The following is a 25,311-nucleotide window of genomic DNA, read 5'->3' as shown; positions in this document are numbered from 1 at the left end:
TTCAGTCATCAAAATAATGAACGCGCCATGAAAACAGAAACCGTTCGCACGACGTTAACCATTCCCAGAGAACTCCTAGAAGCCACAGATAAAGCGGTTATGGAAGGAAAAGCTAAAAATCGCAATGATTTTGTCGCCCAGGCTTTACGAAGGGAACTAGCCATACAGAAGCGTTCTGAAATTGATGCCGCATTGGCAGAAATGGCTAATGATCCAGATTATCAGGCTGAAGTCCTAAAACTAGAGGTAGAATTTGCTACAGCCCAGTGGGAGGCGTTGCAGTTAGGGGAATCTCCAAGATGAGAAGGGGTGAGGTGTATGATGCTCGTTTAGAAACGACTGAAGGCTCAGAACAAGGAGGAACTCGTCCAGTGATTATTGTTAGTCGTGATGTGATTAATCTATCCAGCCCAGTAGTTTTAGCAGTACCCTGTACCACCTATCAAGACGGGAAGCGAGTTTACCCCACTCAAGTTTTAATTTTAGCACCAGATGGCGGTCTCAAGAAGGACTCGATCGCAATGGCAGATCAGGTGCGGGTATTATCTAAGACCCGCTTTTTGCGCTTACGAGGTGTACTTTCGGAAGTTGTCATGGCACATCTGGAACAAGCTTTGTTAATTGCGTTAGATTTACCAGGGTGATGTGTAATTACAATTACACTTGATCCCTAGGAGACTTTACCGCTAAAAAGGGGATAAAGCGAAAATTTGCGTGGAGAATTGCGGATTAATAAGTGCTGTATATGACAAAATCCCCGCTCCACGTATTTCGGGAACTTACTCAACAGGTAGATGAAAGTGAGCGGATTTTGGCTGAATATGAAATCATATCCTGATCAAGAAGTGAAAATCTGCGCCAGTTTCCCTACATGATATCGTCAATTTAAAAAAATAAAACTTATACTCAACATTAAAGTAGATCTGTTGCACAATTGTTTCTGTGGTATGATAAATAGTTTTAGGTTTTATGTATCTTTGGGTGTTCTTTGCGGTTGTAAATTCAACCATAGCGGTGTAATTATAACTTTTATCTAAAATTAAGCAAACCTCCAAGTATAACATAAAATTAATTATTTCAGAGGTCTAGTATGTCTGAACCAGTAAAAATATCAAAGAATTTAACACAACATTCTCCAGAAAAAGACCGAGAAGAAAAATTGATGAATGAAGTGCTTATATTGATAAAAACTTTAGTTTATAATGAAGAAATCACAATTAAGTTGCTTATAGATTGTTTATATGATATCGGTGTCACCAATTTAATTAACCAAAAGTTTCAGTTGGGAACTCTCAATAAAACTCTGAAATTTATGACCAAAATATCTAAACCAGCGGTGAAAATATTGGCTTGGAAATGGGTTAAAACTAATTGTCCTCAGTTGATTACTGGATGGTTAAAAAGTAAAGTTGCATTTCCTAAAGAGGAAGCACTAAAAATAGAGGTGGTGGTAGAAAATGAACCTGAAAATATAGCTGCTAGTTCCCAGATTATAGATCAAAATCAGGTCAAACGTCTGAATTTTCAGGTAAAATTGCTAATAAGTCTTTTAATAGCTGTGCTGACAATATTTACTGGTAGTTCGATTTGGTTATTAGTTGCATTACAACAATCTCATGTCCAAACCGTGGAAAAATTACAAAACCAAGTTAAAACTCTAGAATCTAGTCTGAATCAACATTAGTTATTCAAGGTGAAAAACATCATAGTAGGTGCAAATTTATTTTAAGCAGTAAATAGTAAACATCCAAAGTTCAAAGTTAACAAAATTGATATGTTGCGCGTTTTAATTTTAGGTGGGATTGGTGATGCGGTTGAGTTGGCTGCTAAGGTAGCAAATATTCACGGTATTGAGGCGATCGCCTCTTTAGCTGGTAGTACCCGTAAACCTACCCTTCCCCTTGGTAATGTGAGGATTGGCGGTTTTGGTGGTGTAGCGGGATTGACTACTTATCTCCGAGAAATGCACATTGATTTATTAATTGATGCTACCCATCCTTTCGCTGATCAGATTTCTGCAAATGCAGCCATAGCCGCAGAGGAAGTGGGTATTCCGCGATTAATGGTAATTCGTCCACCTTGGCAAAAATTAGAGGGTGATAACTGGTTAGAAGTGGAAAATAATCTGGCCGCAGCAGCAGCCTTATCAAATCAATCTCAACGAGTATTTTTAACAATTGGTAGACAAGAAATTGCTACTTTTGCAAAGTTAGCAGAAATTTGGTTTTTAATGCGGATGATTGATCCCCCAGATGCCAATGCCATAGTACCACCTGGTTTGATCATAAGCGATCGCGGTCCTTTTAATTTAGAAAAGGAACAGGAAATTTTACTCAAATACAATATAGATACTATTGTGAGCAAAAATAGCGGTGGTAGTGCCACATATCCTAAAATTATCGCCGCCCGGAAACTAGGTATAAAAGTTGTGATGGTAAAACGTCCACCTATACCCCCAGGAGAACAAGTTCCAGATGTAGAAAGTGCTGTAAAATGGCTTTTGAATCTGACGGGGAGAGAAAAATAGTGGTGTTTGATTACTGAATCAATACTGCATTAATTTTAATTTATCTAATTAAAGCGGACAGGATGTCCGCACCACAAGAGCCATACCACAAGAGCCATCTAAGGATTCTACAAACTGCACTTAGTGGTTTTTTCATTTTCAACATAGTTTTTCAACATAGTTAATATATAAAACAAATGCACAAACTTCTCACATTTAATAATGAAACACTTCTGCGTCAAGCGCTTACCCACCGTTCTTATGTCAATGAAAACCCAGGAGAAGGGGAACACAATGAACGCTTAGAATTTCTTGGTGATGCCATACTCAATTTTATCAGTGGACAATATCTTTATTGTCGTTATCCCCAAAAAGGAGAGGATGAATTAACTCGTCTGCGTTCTGCATTAGTAGAAGAAAAACAATTAGCAAAATTCGCCCTTGAAGTAGGTATAGAATTGAGAATGAGATTAGGAAAAGGGACAATTAGAGATGGAGGTTTTCAAAATCCTAACTTACTCAGTAGCACCTTTGAAGCAGTAATTGGTGCTTATTATTTAGATCACAATTGTGATGTTGACACAGTTCGCGCTATTGTTGAACCATTATTTGATTCTGCATCAAAACATATTGTTGAAACTCGCTCAAATGTAGACTCTAAAAACCAATTGCAAGAATGGGTACAAAGGGAAGTCACTTTAAATCCTCCTAAATATGTAACAGAACATATAGGTGGTCCATCTCACGCCCCAGAATTTATCGCTAAGGTATTAATTGATGGAAAAGAATATGGTGAAGGTAAAGGACGTAGCAAAAAAGATGCAGAAAAAGCTGCTGCTGAAGACGCACTAGCTAAATTAAAAAAACGAGGTTTACTAACTTAATCAATTGGGTATTACTAACGAGGTTCTGATCATCTAAAAACCCGATCAAGATTGACCGGGTTATAGTGAATTTGCAGCTTTCAAATGATTAAAGTAAAGTAAGTGAATCTAAGTTACTAAAGGTGGACTAGTGGGAACACAAACACAGCATCTCTACGTCTTTCCGCTCTGGGATTTGGCCTCGCCACTCACAATTGGCTACTTGCCACTTGATCATCAATAATGCTGTAATTTGCTGGGCTGATGACAGGGGACACTAGATCATTCGCCCTTTTTGGTTGGTTTCTTATCTGTTTGGTGTCCTATGGATTTAATATATCATTTGATTTTGCTGGTGGAATCTGTTCTTTACATTTATTAACAAAACACAGGTAAGGAAAGTGCTTATTTGCGTTTAGTTCCTTTTTGCCAGGTTTGATTATGATGTTGTTTACTAAATTCCGCTTTGGGAAAAAGTCGCTGTTCTATTTGTTCATAACTTCCTTCAAAGTCACACTTACCTAAATAAGGACACTGATGACAATAAACTCCCTTTGTGTAACGTTGCAAATTCTCGCGGTTGAAAAAATAGGGTTTGTGACTAAATGTACTTGCTACCCATTGCCATGACATATTGTTACTTGCTGGATCACCGTCGAGTAAATGTTGCAAAAACCACTTTGCGCCGGCTTGCCATTCCACCCGTCGCCAATGAATAATATAAGCTGCTAACCACATTCTGATATGATTGTGGAGATAGCCAGTGGTTCGCAATTCCTGACTAAAGCTGTCAATGCAAACTAACCCCGTAGTTCCAGTGGAGATATCTTCTGGTAATTTGGCTGTATAGTCTGTGGGTAGATAACCGGTTTTATATTCTTCCTGATTTTGCCAAATCCGGTTTCCTAGTTTAACATATAATCTCTGCCAGTAGTCACGCCAAGCTAATTCCTGAATCAATTTATTAGCATCATTTGGGTTTTTAACTCGTTTGAGTACATATTCTCGAATTTCTCCCAAACTTAAAACACCATGACGAATATAAGCTGATAATTTAGTAACATTACCATCTAAAAAATTGCGTGTTTTTGCATAAGCTACCGGATCAATTTTTCTGAGTGCTTCCTCCGCTGCTTTCCTTCCCCCTGGAATATTACTAACATGATCATCTGCTGCTTGGGGAAACTGTTCCCGCAGGTATGTAACTAATTCACTTCTGTTTTTAAAATCACGTAACATAATTTTCTAGATATGTTTTCTTGAGTGTTGTATAATTGAAGTTTGATTTAGTCTCACGCTAAAGCGCAAAGACGCAAAGTTAACCGCTTGCAAAATTATGGAATACAAATTATTACAAAATGTCCCCACAATTCCCAATTGGTAGTAAAGTCCGTGTGGTATGCTTACCACCATACCTGAAAACTGCTGAACCTATGCCTATGTTACGTCCTGCTGATGTCATTCACATTGGGGAAGAAGGTATAGTTATTGACTGTCGCCCTGGTGGTTATTGGGGTGTCCGCTTTACTAGAGGGGCTTTTCTCATAGATAGCCAATACATTGAAAGTATTGAAAAACCACCGGAATCTGATTCAGATGCAAAATAGGGGACGAGAAGAATGTAAACTTATATTAAGTTATGTTTCTGGTTTAAACCATGATTTCCCGTCGCACTTTTCTGAGCATTTTATTTGCTACTTGTTTAGCTGTGATTAATTGGTTGAATTTTACACCCAATGCTCAAGCTTTAGGCGGTAAATTACCGACAATTAATCAACTAGCCCCAGAATTTACTTTACCAACTAATACAGGCAATGGTAAAATCTCTTTGGCTGATTTTCGCGGTCAGTGGGTAGTTCTCTATTTCTACCCTCAAGATTTTACTTCTGGTTGTACTATTGAAGCTCGACGTTTTCAGCAAGACCTATCTAAGTACATTGAGAAAAATACTCAAGTTATTGGTATCAGTGCTGACGATGTTGATTCTCATGCGGAATTTTGTGATTCCGAAGGGTTAAAATTTCCTTTGTTAGCTGATACTACGGGAACAGTTAGTAAGGCTTATGGTTCTTGGATGAATTTTTTCTCTATGCGCCATAGTTTTATTATTGATCCTCAAGGGATTTTACGCGCAACTTTTGTCAAGGTTAATCCTAGTATTCACAGTAGGGAAGTTTTAGCGGAGTTAACCAAATTACAATCTTCTGTTTCTTAGAAGTCAGGAAATAAAATATTATTTTTTTGATTTTTTTGATTTTTTTGACTCCCTCTCTCTGCGGTTTCAGGGTTGTTTATCTAACCGCAGAGGCGCGGAGGACGCGGAGGAGGAAGGTTATATTTAGAATGTCTGGTTTTTGTCTCTAGAATTAAGTTTAAAGGTTTTATAGGAGTGCTAATTTTTTTCAATGAATCATGATCCTTATATTGTTAAACCAGGTTCTCAAATTTCTTTGGTCAAGGATTATAACCCAGGTTATAAGTGTGAATTTCATCAAAAAGGTGATGCTGTCAGAAAATTAAAGGCGGGTATTTTCCAGTTAGCTAAGTATCAAGATATTCTCTATGCTCAAAATAATTATTCTTTGTTGATTATTTTTCAGGCTATGGATGCTGCTGGTAAAGATAGTACCATTAAACACGTTATGTCTGGTGTCAATCCCCAAGGATGTCAGGTATTTAGTTTTAAAGCACCCAGTGAAGAAGAGTTAGATCATGATTATTTATGGCGCTCAATGAGGGCTTTACCGGAAAGGGGAAGAATTGGTATATTTAATCGTTCTTATTATGAGGAATTACTCATAGTGCGTGTACATCCAGAAATTCTTAAAAAACAACAATTACCCATTTTTCCTAAAGGTGATCAAATATGGAAACAGCGTTTTGAGGAAATTAATAATTTTGAAAAATATTTGGTCAATAATGGTGTGATTGTTCTCAAGTTTTTTCTCAATGTCTCTAAGTCGGTACAAAGAAAGCGGTTTTTGGAACGCATTGACTCACCAGAAAAAAATTGGAAGTTTTCTACTAGTGATTTACAAGAACGCTTTTTCTGGAATGATTATATGAATGCTTATGAAGAAGTCTTTAACCACACTAGCACGGAATTTGCTCCTTGGTATATTATTCCGGCTGATCGCAAGTGGTTTACAAGATTAATAGTAGCAGATATTATTTGCCAAAAGTTACAAGAATTAAATTTACAATACCCAAAAATCAGTGAAGAATATAAACGAAAATTATCGGAAGCAAAAAAGGCTTTAGAAGCAGAAAGTTAGGCTCTTCGATTTACCAATTACCCATTACCGATTTCAATTCACACAACGCCGAAAATTTTATCTATCAATAGATAGATAAAATGAATGAGAAATTTTGATACTTTATAATAGGGGTTAAATCATCTATTTAAAGTAAATATGTCAAATCTTCCTAATTTTGATATTGTGGCTGTTGCGGCTTCTGCTGGGGGGTTGACGGCGCTAATTGAGGTCTTGACTGATTTACCGACGGATTTCAAAGCAGCTATTGTTATCGTTCAACATTTAGATCCTCGTCACCCCTCCCTCATGGCGGAAATTCTCAGTCGTCGCACTGTGTTAAAGGTAATACAGGCTAATGAAGGAGATAAACTGACTCCTGGAACTGTTTATATTGCTCCTCCTAATAATCATTTGTTGGTTAATGGTGAAGGTAAAGTTTCTTTATCCCAGTCGGAAATGGTGCATTTTCTCCGTCCTTCCGCTGATTTATTGTTTGAGTCTGTGGCCGCAAGCTATCAAGAAAGGGCTATTGCAGTTGTATTAACTGGAACTGGTACGGATGGAGCGATGGGCGTGGAAGCAATTAAAAAAATGGGTGGTACGGTGATTGTTCAAGATGCGAAAACTGCTGAATTTCCGGGAATGCCAGCTGCTGCTATTAAAACTGGTAATGTAGATTTTATCCTACCTTTGGCAGAAATTTCCCTGGCTTTACGAACTTTAATCATGTCTGGTACTAGTTGATAAATTTAGGTTATTATCAATAACTTACCATCCAGAATAGCTACATCTCTATTGATTCTATGAACCTTCCACATAAAGACGTTGATTTTGAAAATCTTTTGCAATATTTAAGAAATAACCGAGGCTTTGATTTCACAGGTTATAAGCGTTCTACTTTAATGCGTCGTGTTACTAAACAGATGCAGTATTTAAACATAGAAACTTTTGCTAATTATCAAGATTATTTAGAAGTTCATCCCGATGAATTTAAAGCTTTATTTAATACTATTTTAATTAATGTAACTGCTTTTTTTCGTGACCCTCTAGCTTGGGAATATTTAGCTAAGGAAATTATTCCCAATATTCTTAAAAATAAACAAAAAAATGAACAAGTTAGAATCTGGAGTGCTGGTTGTGCTTCGGGAGAAGAAGCTTATACTTTAGCCATAATCTTAGCGGAAATATTAGGAATTGACGATTTTCGTCATCGCGTAAAAATCTACGCTACAGATATAGATGAGGAAGCCTTAAACCAAGCACGTCAAGCTAGTTATTCGGCCAGAAATATTCACGCTGTCCCATTGGAACTGCGGGATAAATACTTTGATTTAAGCAATGAAAAATATATTTTTCAGCAAGATCTACGTCGTGCTGTTATTTTTGGTCGTCATGATTTACTTCAGGATGCACCAATTTCTCGTTTAGATTTATTGGTTTGTCGTAATACTTTAATGTATTTCAACTCGGAAACCCAAGGACGCATTATCAATCGTTTTCATTTTGCTCTTAATGATCATGGTTATCTGTTTTTAGGAAAAGCAGAAATGTTAATCACTCATACTAATTTATTTACACCTATAAATTTAAAAGATCGTATTTTTGCAAAAGTATCTTTGGGAAATATCCGCAATCGTCAATTAGTAATGGCTAATTTACAAAATCAAGAATCAGCTAATGTGTCTCAAGAAATTCGAGTTAGAGAATTAGCTTTTGATACAGCATCTAACGCTCAGATTGTGATTAATAATCAGGGAATTTTAATCATGATTAATGAACAAGCTCGAAATTTATTTAATTTAACACTTAAAGATATCAATCGCCCTTTTCAAGATTTAGAATTATCTTATAGACCTCTAGAATTGCGATCGCTCATTGAGCAAGTATATAATGAACGTCATCCAATTACATTAACTAATATTGAACGTTATCAGCCTAATTCAGAAACTCAGTATTTAGATGTGCGGATTATTCCCTTGCAAGATACTGATCAAACCATTCTCGGTGTAACAGTTACTTTTAATGATATTAGCCGTTATATAAAATTGCAATCAGCATTGCAACGCTCTCGACAAGAATTGGAAACTACAAATGAAGAATTGCAATCTACAAATGAAGAATTGGAGACTACCAATGAAGAATTGCAATCTACAAATGAAGAATTGGAGACTACTAATGAAGAATTGCAATCTACAAATCAAGAAATGGAGACTATGAATGAAGAATTGCATTCCGCTAATGAACAACTGCGAGCAATTAACCAGGAACTTAGCGATCGTACCTATGAACTAAATCGAAATAATACCTTTACGTCTTCTATTTTGAGTTGTCTGCAAATGGGAATGGTTGTAATAGATACTAATTTTAATATTTTAATTTGGAATCATGCGGTTGAAGATATGTGGGGTTTACGTCAAGAGGAAGTAATTAACAAATCTTGGTTTAGTTTAGATATTGGTTTACCTGTAGAACAATTGCGAGTTCCAATTCGTGATATAGTATCTAATAAAAAGAAATTTCAGGAAGTATTGATCAATGGTACTAATCGTCGCGGTAAACAAATTCGATGTTATATTGCTTTTAGTCCCTTGTTCGGCGATAATGTGGAAGGTATTATCATGATGATGACGGATACTGAAAAAATTAATAGTATGATTTCTCCTGCGGAAATTGAACAAAGACAACAAGAAAGAGAAAAATGAAAATAAATTAATTTTTACCAGTTGTTTGAACTTTGATTTTGAACTTTGATTTTGAACTTTGATTTTGAACTTTAATTTTGAACTTTGATTTTGAACTTTGATTTTGAACTTTAATTTTGTAATCTATGTCTATAATTATTGCTGGAGAAAGAAGCGGAGTCGGAAAAACAACAGTTACACTTACCCTTTTAGCATCTTTACGTCGTCGTGGTCTGAATATACAATCTTTTAAAGTAGGACCTGATTATATTGATCCTATGTTTCATGAATATGTTACTGGTCTTCCTTGTCGAAATTTAGATCCGGTATTAACTTCAGAAAGTTATGTTCAACAATGCTTTAATCATCATTCTTGCCAAAGTGAGTATAATTTAATTGAAGGAGTAATGGGTTTATTTGATGGTATTGGAAATTTATCGGACTTTGCTAGTACCGCACATATTGCTAGATTATTAGACATACCGATAATATTAGTAATTGATTGTAGTCGTTTATCCGGTTCTGTAGCTGCAATTGCTCATGGTTATTCTTCCTTAGATCCAAGAATTAAAATTGCTGGTTTAATCTTAAATAGAGTAGGAAGTGAACGACATTTATCATTATTAAAAGCATCTCTGGTATCTTTAAAATTACCAATTTTGGGTGTATTAAGAAGACAAGACAATATTACCATTCCTGACCGTCATCTGGGCTTAATTCCCACCGCAGAATTACCAAAATTAGATCAAATAATTGATAGTTTAGCTGATTTAGGAGATATTTATTTTGATTGGGAGCAACTTTTACCGCTTTTAAAATCATCATCTTTATCAAGTTCCAAATCAAGTTCCAATATCTCACCCTTAATAAAGGGAGAGTTAGGGAGGAGTGTGGTTGATATTCCTAAATCTGAAATACTCTGTAAAATTGCTGTAGCACGAGATCAAGCTTTTAATTTTTACTATCAAGATAACTTAGATTTATTAGAGAAATTAGGTGCAGAATTAGTATTTTGGAGTCCATTAAATGATGATCAATTACCAAAAGATATCCAAGGAATGTATTTTGGTGGAGGTTTTCCCGAAGTATTTGCATCACAATTAGCTGCAAATGTTAACTTAATTCAAGAAGTGAAAAATGCGATTTTAGGAGGAATACCGACAATTGCAGAATGTGGAGGATTAATGTATTTATGTGAGCAGATTATAGATTTTGATGGTAAAACTTGGCCAATGGTAGGAATATTACCAACTTTAGCGCAAATGGATAGAAAATTAACTTTGGGATATCGTCGCGCAGTAGTTTTAGAAAACACCTTTTTAATTGATATGAACACAAGTATTTTTGGTCATGAATTTCATCGTTCTCATTTAATAACTAATAACTCAAAACCATTGTTTAATACCTATCGTTATGACTGTGATGAAAATACAGGTTTTGAAGGTTGGGGTTTACCTAATGTCCATGCTTCTTATATTCATCAACATTGGGGAGAAAGTCAAGACATTCCTCAAAGATTTATTCAAGAATGTTTAAAAAATAAACATTTTTCTGGTTCTGTCAAGCATGAACATAGGGAAATTAACCCCAGATAAATCTGGACTTTATTGGAGTAATAAATAGGAGATTAAAAATTAATTTAGTAATCACATTTAATAACCAATGATTAATACTAAAATAATGTTTAAATTTGGGAAATGGTGGGTTAAAGTTTTTATATTATTCTTGGGGTTGTGGTTATTTTTGAAAATAGCTGCTGATTTAGGTGCGGAATTATTTTGGTTTCAGGAAGTTGGTTATATAGAAGTATTTTCCCTAAAATTGTTAACTCAGGGTGGTTTATGGCTGTTTATTGTCAGTTTGAGTGTTGTTTATTTATGGGGAAATCTAATTTTAGCCCAAAAATTACAATCTAGTCAAAATCATAATTATATTCCAGAGACAGAAATCAACATTAGTCGAAAATTAACCACTTTTCTCAGTCCCCATTATAGCAAAACTGAGCAAAATTTGCCATTAACTAATAATAGCAATCAAATCAAATTGCAGTGGTTGTTACCGCTGACATTAGGATTAAGTTTGTTAGTTTGTTTAATATTAGCATATTATGGAGAAATTGCTCTGGCTTATGGGACTGGAAAAGTCAGTGAATCAAATTTATCAAATTTATCAAATTTATCAAATTTATCAGCACCAATTGTATTTAAAATAGAGACGATTTGGGAGTTGGGAAAAAAGATCATTTCTCAAAATTGGTATTTAGGAATAGTTGGGGGATTATCTATTGCTTTATTAATTTATAGCAAATTTCTGCTCCGAGCGATCGCAGTGATTTTAAGTTTGAGTTTTGGGGAGATAATTGCTGAAAATTGGGCAAAATTTCTGTTATTTTTTCACCCTGTTTCCTTCAACAGTTCTGAACCATTATTCAAGCAAGATATAAGTTTTTATATTTTCTCTCTTCCCATTTGGGAAATGTTAGAACTTTGGTTAATAGGATTATCTTTATATGGATTGATTAGCGTTATTCTCACTTATTTATTATCAGCAAATAGCCTCAGTCAAGGTATTTTCAGAGGATTTTCCGCACCACAAAAACGCCATTTATTAGGCTTATCTGGCTGTTTAATGTTAGTAGCTGGTTTAAATTATTGGCTGAATCGTTATCAACTGCTTTATTCTGATAATGGAGTCAGCTATGGTGCTAGTTATACCGATATTAAAGCCCAATTACCAGCAGATACAATATTATATTTTTTATCAATAGCTATAGCTTTTTATTTATTATACTTAACTGGATTTTCGAGAAAAAAATCTTCACATCATCCTTGGATAAACTATAGTATATATATGTATCTAACTTTGATAATTACAGGTAACTTCATTTTACCTATGACCGTGCAAAATTTCATTGTTGAACCGAATGAATTACAAAGAGAAAAACCTTATATAGAGCGAAATATCGCGCTGACTCGTCAAGCTTTTAATTTAGATATCGTTGATTCTCAAATATTTAACCCCATAGGAAAACTGACAGCAGAGGATATTAAAGCCAATAATTTAACAATGAGAAATATTCGTCTTTGGGACCAAGAACCATTATTAAAAACTAACCGTCAATTACAACAAATTCGACCTTATTATCAATTTCCTGATGCTGATATTGATAGATATTTAATCAAAAGTAACCCAAAAAAAGACAATCTAGAAAAACAACAGGTATTAATTGCGGCCAGAGAATTGAATTATGAAAATGTCCCTCCCCAAGCGCAAACATGGGTAAATAAAAATATGATTTATACCCATGGTTATGGTTTTACCATGAGTCCTGTAAATACCGTTGCTGCGGGTGGACTACCAGAGTATTTTGTCAAAGATATTAGTCAGAAAGGGAGCGCGTTAAATACTTCTAGTATAGATATTCGTCAAAGTATTCCCATTGATAAACCCAGAATTTATTATGGAGAAATTACCAATACTCACGTCATGACTGGGACAAAAGTTAAAGAATTAGATTATCCCAGCGGTAGTGATAATGTTTATAATACCTACGATGGATTAGGAGGAATAAATATCAATTCTCTATGGAAAAAATGGCTATTTTCTATATATTTAAAAGATTGGAGAATGATATTTACACAAGATTTTTTACCAGAAACTAAAGTATTATTACGACGAAACATTAATCAAAGAATTCGCACCATTGCTCCTTTTTTAAAGTTCGATAGTGATCCTTATTTAGTTGCGACTGATGCTTATACAGACAATAAAAATCAACAGTTTCCTGGGAGAGAAAACTATCTTTATTGGATAGTTGATGCTTACACAATCAGCGATCATTATCCCTATTCTGACACAGGTAAAGAGGGGATAAACTATATTCGTAATTCCGTCAAAGTCGTAATTGACGCTTACAATGGTACAGTGAGATTTTACATTGCTGATTCCTTAGATCCAATCATTACCGCTTGGTCAAAAATATTTCCCCAAATGTTCCAAAACATTAACAATTTACCTGTTAATCTCCATAGTCATCTACGTTATCCAGTAGATTATTTTAAAATTCAATCAGAACGCTTAATGATCTATCACATGACAGATCCTCAAGTGTTTTATAATAGAGAAGATCAATGGCAAATTCCCAATGAAATCTATGGAAGTGAAACCCGTCAAGTTGAACCCTATTATTTAATTACCAGTCTCCCCAATCTTCCCTTTGAAGAATTTATTTTATTACTTCCTTACACACCCAAACAACGGACAAATTTAATTGCTTGGTTAGCAGCACGTTCCGACGGTGAAAATTACGGTAAACTACTATTATATAACTTTCCCAAAGAACGCTTAATTTATGGACAGGAACAAATTGAAGCGAGAATTAATCAAGATCCGGTTATTTCCCAACAAATTTCCCTCTGGAATCAACAAGGTTCTAGGGTAATTCAAGGTAATCTTTTAGTAATTCCCATTGAACAATCTTTATTATATGTTGAACCAATTTATTTAGAAGCTACACAGAATAGTTTACCCACTTTAGTCAGAGTCATTGTAGCCTATGAAAACCGCATCGTTATGGCACAAACTTTAGAACAAGCACTATCAGGAATCTTTCAACCAGAACTACCACCTCCACCCCCTATTATTCGTCCCGTTAAAGAAGAAATTACCCCAGGTTAAACTCAGAATTGCATCCATTTTAGTTTAAACTATTAAAGTCCTCACAAAAAAGGGTTGAAACGGTAAATATGCTCTACCATTTGGATTTTCAGGTTGAATACCCCGATAACATGAGCCAACAAGAATTGTTTGCTATATGGAGTGAAGAAGCAGAAACAGCAGTCCAAGCTAAACAAGCTGGAATAATAGTTGATTTATGGAAATGTGTTGGTACTCGTCGTGTAATTGCGATTGTTGATGTTCCTAGTCCAGATACATTAGATCAAATTCTTCTAGATTTACCTATCATCAAAAAAAATGGGCAAAAAGTGCAAGTAGAAGTCACTCCTTTAAGGAAATATGAAGACTTTGCTGCTGATATTAAAACTAGATTAGATCACAGGGAATAGGTAAGTATTGCTGACCTTAGACATCATCTGAAAATTAAATATGCGTTTTTTAGTAGAGATGTTCCATGAAATGTCTCTACTATTCTCTACTATTTTTACCGGAGATGTCTAATAATTGTATCCAGCGGTTAATTAATCTGGAAATCTATACAATTCTATCAAAAAAATCCGTTTTGAAACTCGACAGAGTTGACAACTACAACTTGAGGTATATATTCAGATGATAAAAATCAACCCTATTGACAGAGATAACTAAACTTTTCTTTTGCTAAACCTATAATTGAAGGTTAAGTTTCATTCATGTCTAGATCAATCACATCAATCACTCACTCGGTTAGAAGCTGGAAATCAGAGGTTTCACAATCAACAATTAGTCCCAATTAAAACACAATTAAAACACAATTAAAACAGACTTGATCTTGGGGGGGGGTTGCAAACCTGGTTCTGTGATTTTTGTCAAAGCCATTATAGCTCAATGGGGGAAATAAGATGTATATAAAGCAGGTATTGGAAAATAAACTTGCTCAAAATGCAGTTGAACAAGAAAAAATACAAGTTCAAGTACAATATCACAATATCCAAATACCAGATTTAGCACTATCTTTAGCTCCTCTGGGATTTATTTTTATTTGGGCTATTTTTCTCCTACTTTTTCATAAAATACGCAGCCATACTGATGATAAGATTTACTTAAATAGTAAGATATTACAAAAAGTTCCCTGTAAAAAATGTCAATTTTTTGCCAATAACCACTATTTAAAATGTGCTGTCAAACCTGATACTGTTCTCACAGAAAAAGCTATGAATTGTGCTGAATACGCACCTAAAAAGGTCAGCTTCCCCCCTAAAAACTTATTTCACTAATATTTCACTAATATTACCAGAATTACCCTCCTTTTCCTGCTCAAGAGTCAGGAGAGGGTGGGGTATTTTTGTCCCTGGGAAATTTGAAATTTGCTGTAAAAGTTGTTTTGATTAATTGCTAAAAAATTAACTCATATTTAAGGAATAATAATATAAACAATACACATAAATAACAATTCACGAGGATCTTTACATAGGGATTATAGCGGAAAAAAACGAGGAAAAGCTTGCTATGGCTTACTTTTCCCGTCTGCCGATTCTTTATAGAGAGAACACCTGATCACAATATAGCCTTAATTAAGAATATTTGTCAAGTAGTAATAAAAATATTTCTCAATAAAGTCTGACCTCACATCTTACACCTAGACCCGGTTGAACTGCTCAGTGGCCACCTGGGTAGGTTTCAAATTCTGATATTGGATTAGCCCGCGTAGTGTTAAATAGCAGTATGATAGTTTTCTAGAGACTTGCAAATAAAAAATATCCCAAAATTTCTTGTGGTGCAGGCCGAAAAGCCTGCTAATAATAAAAGGACGGGCAAGATGCCCATCCCACAAGATGGGAGCATCTTTTTTTGTGGAGTTATCTTAGTTCTTAATATAATAACGGGCTGCCTTTTTTCTTTATGACGCAACAACAACTGCGTATTTATGTCCCACCTCACCCCTTAATTCAGCACTGGTTGGGAGTTGCCCGTGATGTAGCTACGCCATCGGTATTATTTCGTTCTGCTATCACTGAGTTGGGCAGGTGGCTAACTTATGAAGCTACTAGGGAATGGTTGCCCACCCAAGAAACAATGGTCCAGAGTCCCCTAGCTGCCTGTCCAGCGACTTTTATTGACTCTCGCATACCGGTGGCTGTTGTGCCGATTTTGCGGGCTGGTTTGGGCTTATTAGAGGGATCTGCTGGTGTACTACCTTTGGCTTCAATTTATCATTTTGGTTTAGTACGCAATGAAGAAACCTTAGAACCTGTTTGTTATTTGAATAAACTCCCCGAAAAATTTGACCCGGAAACCAGGGTATTAATTACCGAACCAATGTTAGCTACAGGAGGTTCTATAATGGCAGTAATGGCGGAATTAACCCAAAGAGGTGTTGATTCCTCTTTAACTCGGATTGTTTCTGTGGTTGCTGCACCTGTGGCTTTACAAAAGTTGGCTGCTGTCTATCCCGGTTTAACCATTTACACCGCTACTATTGACGAAACGGTTAATGATCAGGGATATATTGTACCAGGATTGGGAGATGCGGGCGATCGCATTTTTGGGACTTAAGCTAGGGTGCAGCTAAGGCTGGAAAATAGCTAAGGTATTTTCAAAGTTGCTTATTTTCTAAAAGGCGTTAAAAATATGAGTCAGCAAGATGGTTTTGGTAGTGGTTTTCTCCTGGGAACATTAATTGGTGGTGTGGTTGGGGGTGTTTTGGGTGCGGTGATTACCTCTAGATTAGACTTAACAGCAAACTCAGAAGAGGATAATGGGTTAACTGTTGGCGAAAATAATGAACCAGGGGCAAATAGAAAAAGACGAATGCGGGCTTCAGCTAATGAAAATTTAGAGATAGAAGCCACCAGGCGATCGCTTGAAGATAAAATCGCCCAACTTAATGCCACAATTGATGATGTGCGGCAGCAATTGGGAAATGTCAAGAGTATTAATATTGGCAATGAATAACCCGGTGTCAGAATCAGGATGTCCGAGATTAAAGGATGAACAGGATGAAGACAGAGATTATATCACAAATTACCAATTACCAATTACCCATTACCAATTACCCATTACCCATTACCCATTACCCATTACCCATTACCCATTACCCATTACCCATTACCAGTAATTAGTAGTTATATTGTATATTGATTACAAGCCACACAATATGACTTGCACTAAATTAAAATCAATCATGAATCTATGTTTGACATTTAACAGGAAAGTCACCCGGCCATGAATTTACTCATTACAACCCTAGCCACTTTTGTCACTTTTTACAGCTATTTGCTGATTATTCGGGTCTTACTAACTTGGTTTCCCACTGTTGACTGGTCTAGTCAACCATTTGCGGCTTTAAGTCAAATTAGTGACCCATATTTAAATCTATTTCGTTCCATTATTCCTCCTTTGGGTGGTATGGATTTTTCTCCTATCCTAGCATTTCTGGCTTTAAACATAGTTGGTGATCTTCTGAATAATTTAGCCCGTATTACTTTAGTCACAGGGTTTTAAGGCACAGGTCACTTACTCAAGATAGTGAGGGTAATTCTTGACGCTCCCCGCCCTATAGAGGGACGGGGATTCTTGTTTCAATGAGCAACCTTATTCAAACTTGTTACCAAGTCTGAGCAGAGGGTAATCTCTCCACAAGCGTTATTAGTTTCCGTCCGCCCGACGGTACTTAAATCATAGCCAGTTTGTTTTAGTGCTTTAGTTAGGATGTTAATTGCAGCATTGTGGTCACGGTCGAGAACACAACCACATTTACAAACATGAGTTCTAACTGATAGGGATTTTCTAACTATTTCTCCACAATGAGAACAATTTTGAGAAGTATATTGTGGTGCAACAGGTACAATTACACGACCATAGACTTTACCAAAATATTCTAACCATTGAGTAAACAATGACCATCCAGCATCACTAATTGATTTGGCTAATTTGCTATTCTTAACCATATTTTTCACTTGCAGTTTTTCAAAGGCCACTAAATCGTTAGATTTAACTACGCACAATGCTGTTTTCACAGCAAAGTCTTTACGTTGACGTGAAACTTGCAAATGTTTTCTACCAAGACGGTTAATAGCTTTTTTGCGATTATTAGAACCTTTCTTTTTGCGACTAACTTTTTTCTGTAATCGTTTTAAAGATTTTTCTGATTTCCGCAAATGCCTAGGATTATCAATTTTATCCCCTTGAGAATTAGTGTAGAAACTGTTAAGACCAACATCTAAACCAACGGTTTTACCTGTAGCATTGATGTCAATATTCCGTTCTGCATCTACACAAAACTGGATATAGTAACCGTCAGAACGTTTAACTATCCTAACTCTCTTTATTTGCTTAATCTGGTAAAAATGTAAATCCCAAGTTCCAATTAATTTCAACTGACCAATACCACATTTGTCTATGAAAGTAATGTGCTTACGGTAATCTAAAAGTTTCCATCCAGTTTTATATTCAACTGAACGGTTATTTTTTTGAAATCTGGGATAACCCTTCTTACCTGGAACTTTTGCCTTACAATTATCAAAAAATCGCTTAATTGCAAAAGCAGTTCTTTCTGCTGCTGCTTGTCTAGCCATGGAATTTAATTTATCAGCAAAATCAAATTCATTAGCTAATACCGCAGTGTGTTTATTCAGGTCGTAATATTTAACATTTTGATTGTCCATCCAAAAGCGCAAGCACTTATTACGGATGAATTGGGTTATCCGTATAGCCTGATCAATTTTTTGATATTGCTGCTTTGTGCCTTTGGCTTTAAATTCAAAAACAATCATTTTTTTATTACTAATTCGACCTGTTTTCAGTATAGTATACTTTAGGGAATTAGTCAATCCCTAAGATTGGTAAAAATGAAACTACCCTCTCTCACGATTAAGCTGCGCTTAATATCCCTTGAAGGGTGTTTAATTTTTACCCGCCTTACATCCCCACCCTGTAGAGGGATGGGGTATTACAGCGTTTTCTGATGAATTACTCTCACTATATATCATGTAAAATATATCTATATCCAAAGATTACCTTCTGACCTTACCGCTGAAGCCAGCCGCTTTAAACTGTTTCAATTTCAATGGTAAAGGTTGATTACTAGGTACAGAAATTCTCAATTCAAAATCACTGACTCCTGGGGGAACTTCAGCTATGCCACCGAGACGAGTACGATTTTGTAGTATAGGATCATTATTTCTATCATAAATGCGCCCAAAAATGTCCGCATCATAGACGGTTTTATTTGTGCTGTTGTTAGCTTTACCTGTGACTATAAAACAAGTAGCAGAATTTGAACCGCTGCTAGTTACCACTCCAGTCGCTAGTTCTAAAGGACAATCATGGTAGGAAATATCAGATAATTTAATCTGTGTTAAAGCTAAAGCGGTGGGAGTCCCTATCCAGGAAAGTAACCCCATAAAACCAGCAATAACAATGAAGCGAATTGAGTTTAAACGCATAAAATACACCAGTGAAAATTTCTTAAATAGGGCTTGCTGAATAAGTTGTTTGTGAGGGAAGGGAACAGGGAACAGGGAACTGGGAAGAGGGAAGAGGGAACAGTTTTAACTGTTTGGATATCCTCAATTACCTTACAGGACTAACTACAAGCCGCACCCCAACGGTTTCTATGATCAGTATATTTTTGTTATTTAAACCTAATTCTAGACTAATTTCAGGTGCGAGCAATGGCAGGACTTAAGCAACTGATATAATATTCTAACTGGTATTGAGGACTTTAGTCCTGTGTTCGAGATACTAGGAGCTAAAGCCACGATTTTTCTAAGTTGTATACTCAGCGTTAATCCTCACATAATCATAACTCAAATCACAACCCCAGGCTTTACCTGTACCATGACCATTTCCCACACCAACGGAAATTAACACCGTATCTGACTGTAAATACTCACCGTGAACCGCTGCTTTTAAATATGCACTCGCTGCGGCTTTATCAAAAGCTAAAGGTTGACCATTTTCAAAGAGTAAAATATCCCCTAATTTAATGGAGAGGTTGTCTTGTTCAAAAGGTACACCAGACCGCCCCGCAGCCGCCGCTATCCGTCCCCAATTCGGATCATGACCAAAAATGGCCGCTTTCACTAAAGACGAGCCAACAATGGTTTTGGCGATTTGTCGGGCTGATAATTCATCATAAGCACCCGTAACCTGTACCTCTATTAAACAAGTTGCACCTTCTCCATCACGGGCGATCGCTTTAGCTAAATGTTGACAGACATAAGTTAACATAGCTTCTAACTTCTCCGCTTCTGCACCCATTTCCGTAATTGCGGGAGTGCGAGATTCACCATTTGCTAAAGCGATTAAACAATCATTTGTACTCGTATCACCATCCACTGTGATCGAATTAAAACTTCTATCTGCTGCTCTAGTTAACATTTGTTGCCAAAGTGTAGAGGATACAGCAGCATCACAGGTAACAAAAGCTAACATTGTCGCCATATTGGGGTGAATCATTCCCGAACCCTTAGCAATACCACCGATACGCACGGGACGATCATGTATAATGGTTTCTAAAGCAATAGATTTTGTGACTAAATCTGTGGTAATAATTGCCCCTGCGGCTGCATCCGAACCTGTGTCGGAAAGCGCTGCGACTACCTTGGGTATACCATCCCGCAGGATATCCATTTTAATTCTTTGACCAATTACACCAGTGGAAGCTAATAAAATAGATTCCGGGTTAATATTTAATTCCTTCCCTAATAAATCAGCACTTTCTTGAGCGTCCTTAACTCCTTGTTCACCGGTTGCAGCGTTAGCTTGTCCCGCATTACAAAGGATAGCTCTAGCACTATGTTTCCCTTGTAACACTTGCCGACAATAATCTACACAAGCTGCTTTCACATGACTAGTAGTAAATACACCTGCGGCGATCGCTTCCACATCTGATACAATCAAAGCTAAATCTGGTAATCCCGAAGCCTTTAGTCCTGCTGTAATTCCCGCTGCTTTATATCCTCGTGCTGCTGTCACACCACCGGGAATTATTTGCCAATTTGCCATAATTTTGTCCACAATTATTATATTGCCTTTGTTATTAAAATACATTCTGCTGCTAGTTTGATATCAGCGTCCAGTATTTATGTCTATAGGTAATTTTATCCGTTGATGACAATTTTTTTCTCAAAAAATTTCCAACCAACCGACCATAAACCGACCCTAAAGACCATAAGTAATCACAAATTACGAAATAAATCAAATCATTTATCTTTATCTGCGTTTATCTGCGTTCATTTGCGTTTAATTATCCTTAAAAATAAAAGAGAGCCATTAAATGGCTCTCTAAAATCATCAGGGTGCATCTACCTAGCACATTATATAATTCTAGCGCCAAGGGGTTAAACCCCTTTTTTTTATTTTACCAATAAAAAGAGAGCTAAATTAGCTCTCCCAATCATCAAGTTGCGTCTTGTTATCAGATAATAATTACCCTACATTGGACTATTGAGTTTTTCCTCTACTAATTGATTAGTCAGTTTCGGTTCTGCGCGTTTATCGGTTTTTTTCAGGACTTGTCCCACGAAAAAGCCTTTCAGGTTGGTATTACCTTTGCGGTATTTTTCTACCTGTTGAGCGTTAGTAGCAATGATTTCATCAATAATGGGTTCAAGAATGGTACGATCTGAGATGAGTTCTTGACCAGCAAAAGCCGTTTCTGGAGAAACACCATTTAATAAATCTGTGAGTTTTTCCTTAGCTTGGGCGTTACTGATTTTACCATTTTCAATGCGGGTAATTACATCAGCCAAATTAGTAGCAGTCAGTTTAATTTCTGATATAGTCAGTTTTTGTTTATTCAAGTAAGCCGCAATATCCTGAGTAATCCAGTTAGCTGCGGCCTTGGGATTTGCACCTAAAGCGATCGCCCTTTCAAAATAATCTGCGACTGGTTTATCCTCAGTTAAAACCCTAGTATCATAAGCCGAAAGTCCCAAATTATTCTCATAATCATGGCGTTTTTGGGCGGGTAGTTGGGGTAATTCATTTAACCATGTATCTAATTCTGTTTGAGTAACCTCAATGGGTGCTAAATCTGGTTCAGGGAAGTAACGATAATCACTAGAACCCTCCTTAACCCGCATACTGCTGGTGCGTTGTGAACCTTCTTCCCAGAGACGAGTTTCTTGAATAATTTTCTCTCCTGATTCAATAGCGGCTATTTGACGCTCAATTTCATAATCAATCGCTTTTTGAATCGCACTAAAGGAGTTCATATTCTTAATCTCTACCTTAGTACCAAATTTCTCTTGTCCCACAGGACGCACAGAAATATTCACATCACAACGTAGAGAACCTTCCTGCATATTACCATCACTAACACCAAGATAACGGACAATGCGCCGTAGTTCTTGGGCATATTCAGCCGCTTCTTGTCCCGTCCGCAAATCCGGTTCAGAAACAATTTCCACCAAAGGAACACCAGCGCGGTTATAATCTACAAGAGAGTAGGTAGAACCAGAAAGCCGTTCACTCCCTGCGTGAACAAGCTTACCCGCGTCCTCTTCCATGTGTAAGCGGGTGATACCAATGCGTTTACGTTTGGGGTTTCCTGTATCATCTACCAATTCAATTTCTATCCAACCATGTTCAGCTATGGGTAAATCATATTGGGAAATTTGGTAATTTTTAGGTAAATCAGGATAAAAATATTGTTTGCGATCGAATTTACTATACCGAGCGATTTGACAGTTCAAAGCCAAACCTGTTTTAACAGCGTATTCAAGAACCTTAGCGTTAAGTACAGGTAAAACACCTGGTAAACCCATGCAAACTGGGTCAATGTTAGTATTAGGGTCAGCGCCAAAAGCAGTAGAACTGCTGGAGAAAATTTTAGTATTGGTACTGAGTTGACAATGGGTTTCTAAGCCAATAATTGCTTCATATTCAGTTTTAACGGGTGTGGCTGTGGTCATATCCAAGTTTTACAGTTTTTACTCTACAGTTTTTACTCTTTGGTACTATTTTAGCGGTTTTGTTTAGCGGTTTTGTGCCGACACGAATAGGATTTACGCCGCATATCCCATATTTTGCACTTCATTTTGTAATATAGCTTGAATTTTGCTATATGTTGGGAGATACAGCATTGCTGTATCCCAAATCAGGAAACTAAAGCAATCAAAATAAAATCGCTACTAGCAAGGGTAATATCAAGATTCCCTAAACGAGCAAACTCAAACACCGTTCCTGTACCCAAAATATTACCATCCTGATTATAAAATAAACTACCAGTGCTTTGACTATAAACAATCCGGGCATTACTAGCGTTGACCAATTCATCATCATTAACAACTGCGAAATCAGTTAGAGACTGTCCTAAAGTGTTAGTAATGGCATTGAAAGTTCCCAGACTGAGAGCAATTTTGTCCTGTCCGGCATCAAACTGAGTAATATAATCAACACCTAAACTGCTGCTAAATACCCCATTACCTTGGAAGCGATATTGATCATTACCGAGTCCTCCTGTGAGAATATCATCACCGAGTCCTCCCCACAAAATGTCATCTCCTCCTAGTCCTTGCAGTTGGTCATTTCCATCACCACCATTTAAGGTATTATTTAGAGCATTACCTGTGAGACGGTCATTTCCTGTACCACCTGTGGCATTTTCAATCACATTATTAGCAGAGAGAATCAGTTTAAGATTACTATTGACCGTTTGTGAAGTTGCAACACCCAAATTCACATTTACAGCAGCAGTCGTCCCCGTCAAGTCAAGATTATCAATACCCCCTGTGGTCGTTTCCGTAATTGTATCCGTTCCCAAGGGGCTGGAAGCTAGGAAACTATAGGTATCATTTCCATCAAGACCGATCAGGATATTGTTGGCGCTATTACCTTGGAGAACATTACCCCCGGCATTACCTGTACCGTTGATAGCTGCTGTTCCGGTTAAAGTCAAGTTTTCCACACCACTGGGCAGAGTAGTAGTCACAGAAGCACTGAGAGTATCGGTGATGGTTGTGGTAGCCGTTATTGCAGTGCCAGGGGTAGCATTGGTGGCGGTAGTCAAGTTGAGAGTAAAGGTTTCATTAGCTTCATTCAGAGAATCATTGAGAATGGGAATATTGATGACTTGACTGGTAACACCAGGGTCAAAGGTGAGAGTTCCGCTGGTGCTGGTATAGTCTAATCCTGCTATGGCTGTACCGTTAGCAGTGGCATATTGGACGGTAATAGTTTGGGTGCTAGTGCTGGAAAGAGTAACGGTATAAGTAACGTTTTGAGGGTTGGTATTACCTTCAACTATGGTCTGGTTAGCACTGAGGTTAAGATTAGGCAATAAGTCATCATTAGTAATAGTTCCTATGACGGCTGTGGTTGTCCCAATGGTGTAATCTGTTCCTGTTGCCAATGTTAAAGCCACAGTTTCATCACTTTCAACAATGGTATCGGCTGTGGGGTCTATGGTTAAAGTGGCTGTACTTGCACCCGCAGCAAAGGTAATTGTTTTACCTGTTCCGGGTGTTGCACCAGTGTAGTCGCTACTGTCGGCAGTCCCGGCAATGCTGTAATTGACGGTTAAAGCATTGGTGGTAATACTACCAGATCGGGTGAAGGTGTAAATTAGGTTGGTTGTACCGTCTTCACTAACGCTGGTGGGGGATACTGCTAAGGTAATGATGGGAAGAGTATAGCTAAAATAAGTTCCTGTGAGACTCAAACCTGTTTGATTTCGGACTATACCAATGAGTTCATCTAGTTCTGTTCCGGGTTTATTGATTAATATTTGAGTGTCCACACTGACAACAGCCAGGAGGTAATTACTGCTTGTTCCTTGCAGTTGAATAATATCTCCGATGTTGAAGTCGGTAATGTCGGCATAGTCGTTACTACCATTAGTTAGAGTATTGCCATCATCATAATAAACCTTGGTAGCATTTCCTAAGATAAAGCGATCGCTTCCTGCTCCACCTGTGAGGATATCTTTCTCTCCTAATCCGGGAGTAAGACTTGCTCCATTACCTGCATCAATAGTGTCATTACCATCACCCGCATTAATGCTATCGTTCCCATCTTCAGTATTAATGGTATCGTTCCCAGTACCTGCATTAATGCTATCATTCCCAGCACCGCTATTAATCGTATCGTTCCCAGTACCTGCATTAATGCTATCATTCCCAGCACCGCTATTAATCGTATCATTACCACCACGTGCCGTAATGCTATTGTTCCCTGCACCACCATTAATTGTATCATTACCATCCCCGGTAACGATGTTGTCATTAGCAATTGTTCCGGTAATTTGGAACCGTTCTATATTACTGAAATTTACTTGGTCACTGTTCCAATTGGTGTTGTAGTAAGCAAAGTAATAACCACTAAAACCACCATTGCCATTGTTA

General features: G+C 36.9%; 24 protein-coding genes. 18 read left to right on the top strand and 6 right to left on the bottom strand.

The window, feature by feature from the left end; genetic code table 11:
- Positions 1-27: 27 nt before the first annotated feature.
- The 5 genes from H6F39_RS15905 (at position 28) to rnc (ending at position 3,390) form a co-directional block, all read left to right on the top strand.
- Positions 28-303, top strand: coding sequence for a ribbon-helix-helix domain-containing protein (locus H6F39_RS15905; RefSeq protein ID WP_028085049.1), 276 nt, complete (start codon positions 28-30; stop codon positions 301-303).
- Positions 300-644, top strand: a complete 345-nt coding sequence (locus H6F39_RS15900; RefSeq protein WP_028085048.1) for a type II toxin-antitoxin system PemK/MazF family toxin — start codon at positions 300-302, stop codon at positions 642-644. The genes H6F39_RS15905 and H6F39_RS15900 overlap by 4 nt, the downstream gene beginning before the upstream one ends.
- Before the next feature lie 446 nt (positions 645-1,090).
- A complete protein-coding gene (locus H6F39_RS15895; protein ID WP_137908941.1) occupies positions 1,091-1,684 on the top strand; it encodes a hypothetical protein in 594 nt (197 codons plus the stop codon).
- Positions 1,685-1,774: 90 nt separating this feature from the next.
- Positions 1,775-2,527: a cobalt-precorrin-6A reductase gene (locus H6F39_RS15890; RefSeq protein ID WP_190372638.1), complete on the top strand. Its 753-nt coding sequence runs from the start codon at positions 1,775-1,777 to the stop codon at positions 2,525-2,527.
- Positions 2,528-2,703: 176 nt separating this feature from the next.
- The gene (gene rnc, locus H6F39_RS15885) at positions 2,704-3,390 is read left to right on the top strand and encodes a ribonuclease III (RefSeq protein ID WP_137908943.1); all 687 of its coding nucleotides are present in this window, start codon (positions 2,704-2,706) and stop codon (positions 3,388-3,390) included.
- A gap of 384 nt (positions 3,391-3,774) precedes the next feature.
- Here the strand turns inward: rnc and H6F39_RS15880 are convergent, their stop codons facing one another.
- Positions 3,775-4,608 carry an FAD-binding domain-containing protein gene (locus H6F39_RS15880; protein ID WP_190397008.1) on the bottom strand — a complete coding sequence of 278 codons (834 nt, stop codon included), beginning with the start codon at positions 4,606-4,608 and terminating at the stop codon, positions 3,775-3,777.
- 119 nt (positions 4,609-4,727) lie between these two features.
- On the opposite strand from H6F39_RS15880, the gene sipA reads away from it, so the two are divergent.
- The 13 genes from sipA to H6F39_RS15815 all read left to right on the top strand — a co-directional run bounded on the left by sipA (position 4,728) and on the right by H6F39_RS15815 (position 17,464).
- Positions 4,728-4,976, top strand: coding sequence for a regulatory protein SipA (gene sipA, locus H6F39_RS15875; RefSeq protein ID WP_137908945.1), 249 nt, complete (start codon positions 4,728-4,730; stop codon positions 4,974-4,976).
- Between the two features lie 50 nt (positions 4,977-5,026).
- Positions 5,027-5,584, top strand: coding sequence for a peroxiredoxin (locus H6F39_RS15870; protein ID WP_190397007.1), 558 nt, complete (start codon positions 5,027-5,029; stop codon positions 5,582-5,584).
- Positions 5,585-5,774: 190 nt separating this feature from the next.
- On the top strand, positions 5,775-6,644 hold the full coding sequence (locus H6F39_RS15865) for a polyphosphate kinase 2 family protein (RefSeq protein WP_190397006.1): 870 nt from the start codon (positions 5,775-5,777) through the stop codon (positions 6,642-6,644).
- Between the two features lie 138 nt (positions 6,645-6,782).
- Positions 6,783-7,370 (top strand): chemotaxis protein CheB, encoded by a 588-nt coding sequence (locus tag H6F39_RS15860; protein WP_190397005.1) that lies wholly within the window; start codon positions 6,783-6,785, stop codon positions 7,368-7,370.
- A 59-nt stretch (positions 7,371-7,429) separates the two neighbouring features.
- Positions 7,430-9,328 (top strand): CheR family methyltransferase, encoded by a 1,899-nt coding sequence (locus tag H6F39_RS15855; protein ID WP_190397004.1) that lies wholly within the window; start codon positions 7,430-7,432, stop codon positions 9,326-9,328.
- Positions 9,329-9,453: 125 nt separating this feature from the next.
- Entirely contained in the window at positions 9,454-10,902 is a 1,449-nt protein-coding gene (locus H6F39_RS15850) for a cobyrinate a,c-diamide synthase (protein ID WP_190397003.1), read from the top strand.
- A gap of 85 nt (positions 10,903-10,987) precedes the next feature.
- Positions 10,988-13,984 carry a UPF0182 family protein gene (locus H6F39_RS15845; protein WP_190397009.1) on the top strand — a complete coding sequence of 999 codons (2,997 nt, stop codon included), beginning with the start codon at positions 10,988-10,990 and terminating at the stop codon, positions 13,982-13,984.
- 68 nt (positions 13,985-14,052) lie between these two features.
- Positions 14,053-14,373 (top strand): muconolactone Delta-isomerase, encoded by a 321-nt coding sequence (locus H6F39_RS15840; RefSeq protein ID WP_190397002.1) that lies wholly within the window; start codon positions 14,053-14,055, stop codon positions 14,371-14,373.
- Positions 14,374-14,862: 489 nt separating this feature from the next.
- Positions 14,863-15,237, top strand: a complete 375-nt coding sequence (locus H6F39_RS15835; RefSeq protein WP_190397001.1) for a hypothetical protein — start codon at positions 14,863-14,865, stop codon at positions 15,235-15,237.
- A 625-nt stretch (positions 15,238-15,862) separates the two neighbouring features.
- Complete coding sequence (gene upp, locus H6F39_RS15830) at positions 15,863-16,516, top strand: uracil phosphoribosyltransferase (RefSeq protein WP_190397000.1); 654 nt, start codon at positions 15,863-15,865, stop codon at positions 16,514-16,516.
- 75 nt (positions 16,517-16,591) lie between these two features.
- The gene (locus tag H6F39_RS15825) at positions 16,592-16,915 is read left to right on the top strand and encodes a hypothetical protein (protein WP_137908955.1); all 324 of its coding nucleotides are present in this window, start codon (positions 16,592-16,594) and stop codon (positions 16,913-16,915) included.
- Entirely contained in the window at positions 16,884-17,078 is a 195-nt protein-coding gene (locus tag H6F39_RS15820) for a hypothetical protein (RefSeq protein WP_190397010.1), read from the top strand. The genes H6F39_RS15825 and H6F39_RS15820 overlap by 32 nt, the downstream gene beginning before the upstream one ends.
- A gap of 107 nt (positions 17,079-17,185) precedes the next feature.
- A complete protein-coding gene (locus H6F39_RS15815; protein WP_190372645.1) occupies positions 17,186-17,464 on the top strand; it encodes a YggT family protein in 279 nt (92 codons plus the stop codon).
- A 77-nt stretch (positions 17,465-17,541) separates the two neighbouring features.
- Here the strand turns inward: H6F39_RS15815 and H6F39_RS15810 are convergent, their stop codons facing one another.
- The 5 genes from H6F39_RS15810 to H6F39_RS15790 all read right to left on the bottom strand — a co-directional run.
- Positions 17,542-18,735 (bottom strand): RNA-guided endonuclease TnpB family protein, encoded by a 1,194-nt coding sequence (locus tag H6F39_RS15810; protein WP_190396999.1) that lies wholly within the window; start codon positions 18,733-18,735, stop codon positions 17,542-17,544.
- Positions 18,736-18,975: 240 nt separating this feature from the next.
- Complete coding sequence (locus tag H6F39_RS15805) at positions 18,976-19,407, bottom strand: hypothetical protein (protein WP_137908958.1); 432 nt, start codon at positions 19,405-19,407, stop codon at positions 18,976-18,978.
- 322 nt (positions 19,408-19,729) lie between these two features.
- Positions 19,730-20,971, bottom strand: coding sequence for a bifunctional ornithine acetyltransferase/N-acetylglutamate synthase (gene argJ / locus H6F39_RS15800; RefSeq protein ID WP_190372646.1), 1,242 nt, complete (start codon positions 20,969-20,971; stop codon positions 19,730-19,732).
- Positions 20,972-21,399: 428 nt separating this feature from the next.
- Positions 21,400-22,881 carry an Asp-tRNA(Asn)/Glu-tRNA(Gln) amidotransferase subunit GatB gene (gatB, locus tag H6F39_RS15795; RefSeq protein ID WP_190396998.1) on the bottom strand — a complete coding sequence of 494 codons (1,482 nt, stop codon included), beginning with the start codon at positions 22,879-22,881 and terminating at the stop codon, positions 21,400-21,402.
- A gap of 185 nt (positions 22,882-23,066) precedes the next feature.
- Positions 23,067-25,311, bottom strand: a 2,245-nt coding sequence (locus tag H6F39_RS15790; RefSeq protein ID WP_190396997.1) for an S-layer family protein, incomplete at its 5' end; no start/stop codon positions are given.

It is taken from the genome of Dolichospermum sp. FACHB-1250 (assembly GCF_014696335.1).
In the GTDB taxonomy this organism is placed as follows: domain Bacteria; phylum Cyanobacteriota; class Cyanobacteriia; order Cyanobacteriales; family Nostocaceae; genus Dolichospermum; species Dolichospermum planctonicum.
This window is presented reverse-complemented; position numbering and strand designations above follow the sequence as displayed.

Excerpts from the sequence above, each read along its gene's own strand:
- H6F39_RS15905 (WP_028085049.1), top strand. The coding sequence starts at position 28 with ATGAAAACAGAAACCGTTCGCACGACGTTAACCATTCCCAGAGAACTC.
- H6F39_RS15900 (WP_028085048.1), top strand. The coding sequence starts at position 300 with ATGAGAAGGGGTGAGGTGTATGATGCTCGTTTAGAAACGACTGAAGGC.
- H6F39_RS15895 (WP_137908941.1), top strand. The coding sequence starts at position 1,091 with ATGTCTGAACCAGTAAAAATATCAAAGAATTTAACACAACATTCTCCA.
- H6F39_RS15890 (WP_190372638.1), top strand. The coding sequence starts at position 1,775 with ATGTTGCGCGTTTTAATTTTAGGTGGGATTGGTGATGCGGTTGAGTTG.
- rnc (WP_137908943.1), top strand. The coding sequence starts at position 2,704 with ATGCACAAACTTCTCACATTTAATAATGAAACACTTCTGCGTCAAGCG.
- H6F39_RS15880 (WP_190397008.1), bottom strand. The coding sequence starts at position 4,608 with ATGTTACGTGATTTTAAAAACAGAAGTGAATTAGTTACATACCTGCGG.
- sipA (WP_137908945.1), top strand. The coding sequence starts at position 4,728 with ATGTCCCCACAATTCCCAATTGGTAGTAAAGTCCGTGTGGTATGCTTA.
- H6F39_RS15870 (WP_190397007.1), top strand. The coding sequence starts at position 5,027 with ATGATTTCCCGTCGCACTTTTCTGAGCATTTTATTTGCTACTTGTTTA.
- H6F39_RS15865 (WP_190397006.1), top strand. The coding sequence starts at position 5,775 with ATGAATCATGATCCTTATATTGTTAAACCAGGTTCTCAAATTTCTTTG.
- H6F39_RS15860 (WP_190397005.1), top strand. The coding sequence starts at position 6,783 with ATGTCAAATCTTCCTAATTTTGATATTGTGGCTGTTGCGGCTTCTGCT.
- H6F39_RS15855 (WP_190397004.1), top strand. The coding sequence starts at position 7,430 with ATGAACCTTCCACATAAAGACGTTGATTTTGAAAATCTTTTGCAATAT.
- H6F39_RS15850 (WP_190397003.1), top strand. The coding sequence starts at position 9,454 with ATGTCTATAATTATTGCTGGAGAAAGAAGCGGAGTCGGAAAAACAACA.
- H6F39_RS15845 (WP_190397009.1), top strand. The coding sequence starts at position 10,988 with ATGTTTAAATTTGGGAAATGGTGGGTTAAAGTTTTTATATTATTCTTG.
- H6F39_RS15840 (WP_190397002.1), top strand. The coding sequence starts at position 14,053 with ATGCTCTACCATTTGGATTTTCAGGTTGAATACCCCGATAACATGAGC.
- H6F39_RS15835 (WP_190397001.1), top strand. The coding sequence starts at position 14,863 with ATGTATATAAAGCAGGTATTGGAAAATAAACTTGCTCAAAATGCAGTT.
- upp (WP_190397000.1), top strand. The coding sequence starts at position 15,863 with ATGACGCAACAACAACTGCGTATTTATGTCCCACCTCACCCCTTAATT.
- H6F39_RS15825 (WP_137908955.1), top strand. The coding sequence starts at position 16,592 with ATGAGTCAGCAAGATGGTTTTGGTAGTGGTTTTCTCCTGGGAACATTA.
- H6F39_RS15820 (WP_190397010.1), top strand. The coding sequence starts at position 16,884 with ATGTCAAGAGTATTAATATTGGCAATGAATAACCCGGTGTCAGAATCA.
- H6F39_RS15815 (WP_190372645.1), top strand. The coding sequence starts at position 17,186 with ATGAATTTACTCATTACAACCCTAGCCACTTTTGTCACTTTTTACAGC.
- H6F39_RS15810 (WP_190396999.1), bottom strand. The coding sequence starts at position 18,735 with ATGATTGTTTTTGAATTTAAAGCCAAAGGCACAAAGCAGCAATATCAA.
- H6F39_RS15805 (WP_137908958.1), bottom strand. The coding sequence starts at position 19,407 with ATGCGTTTAAACTCAATTCGCTTCATTGTTATTGCTGGTTTTATGGGG.
- argJ (WP_190372646.1), bottom strand. The coding sequence starts at position 20,971 with ATGGCAAATTGGCAAATAATTCCCGGTGGTGTGACAGCAGCACGAGGA.
- gatB (WP_190396998.1), bottom strand. The coding sequence starts at position 22,881 with ATGACCACAGCCACACCCGTTAAAACTGAATATGAAGCAATTATTGGC.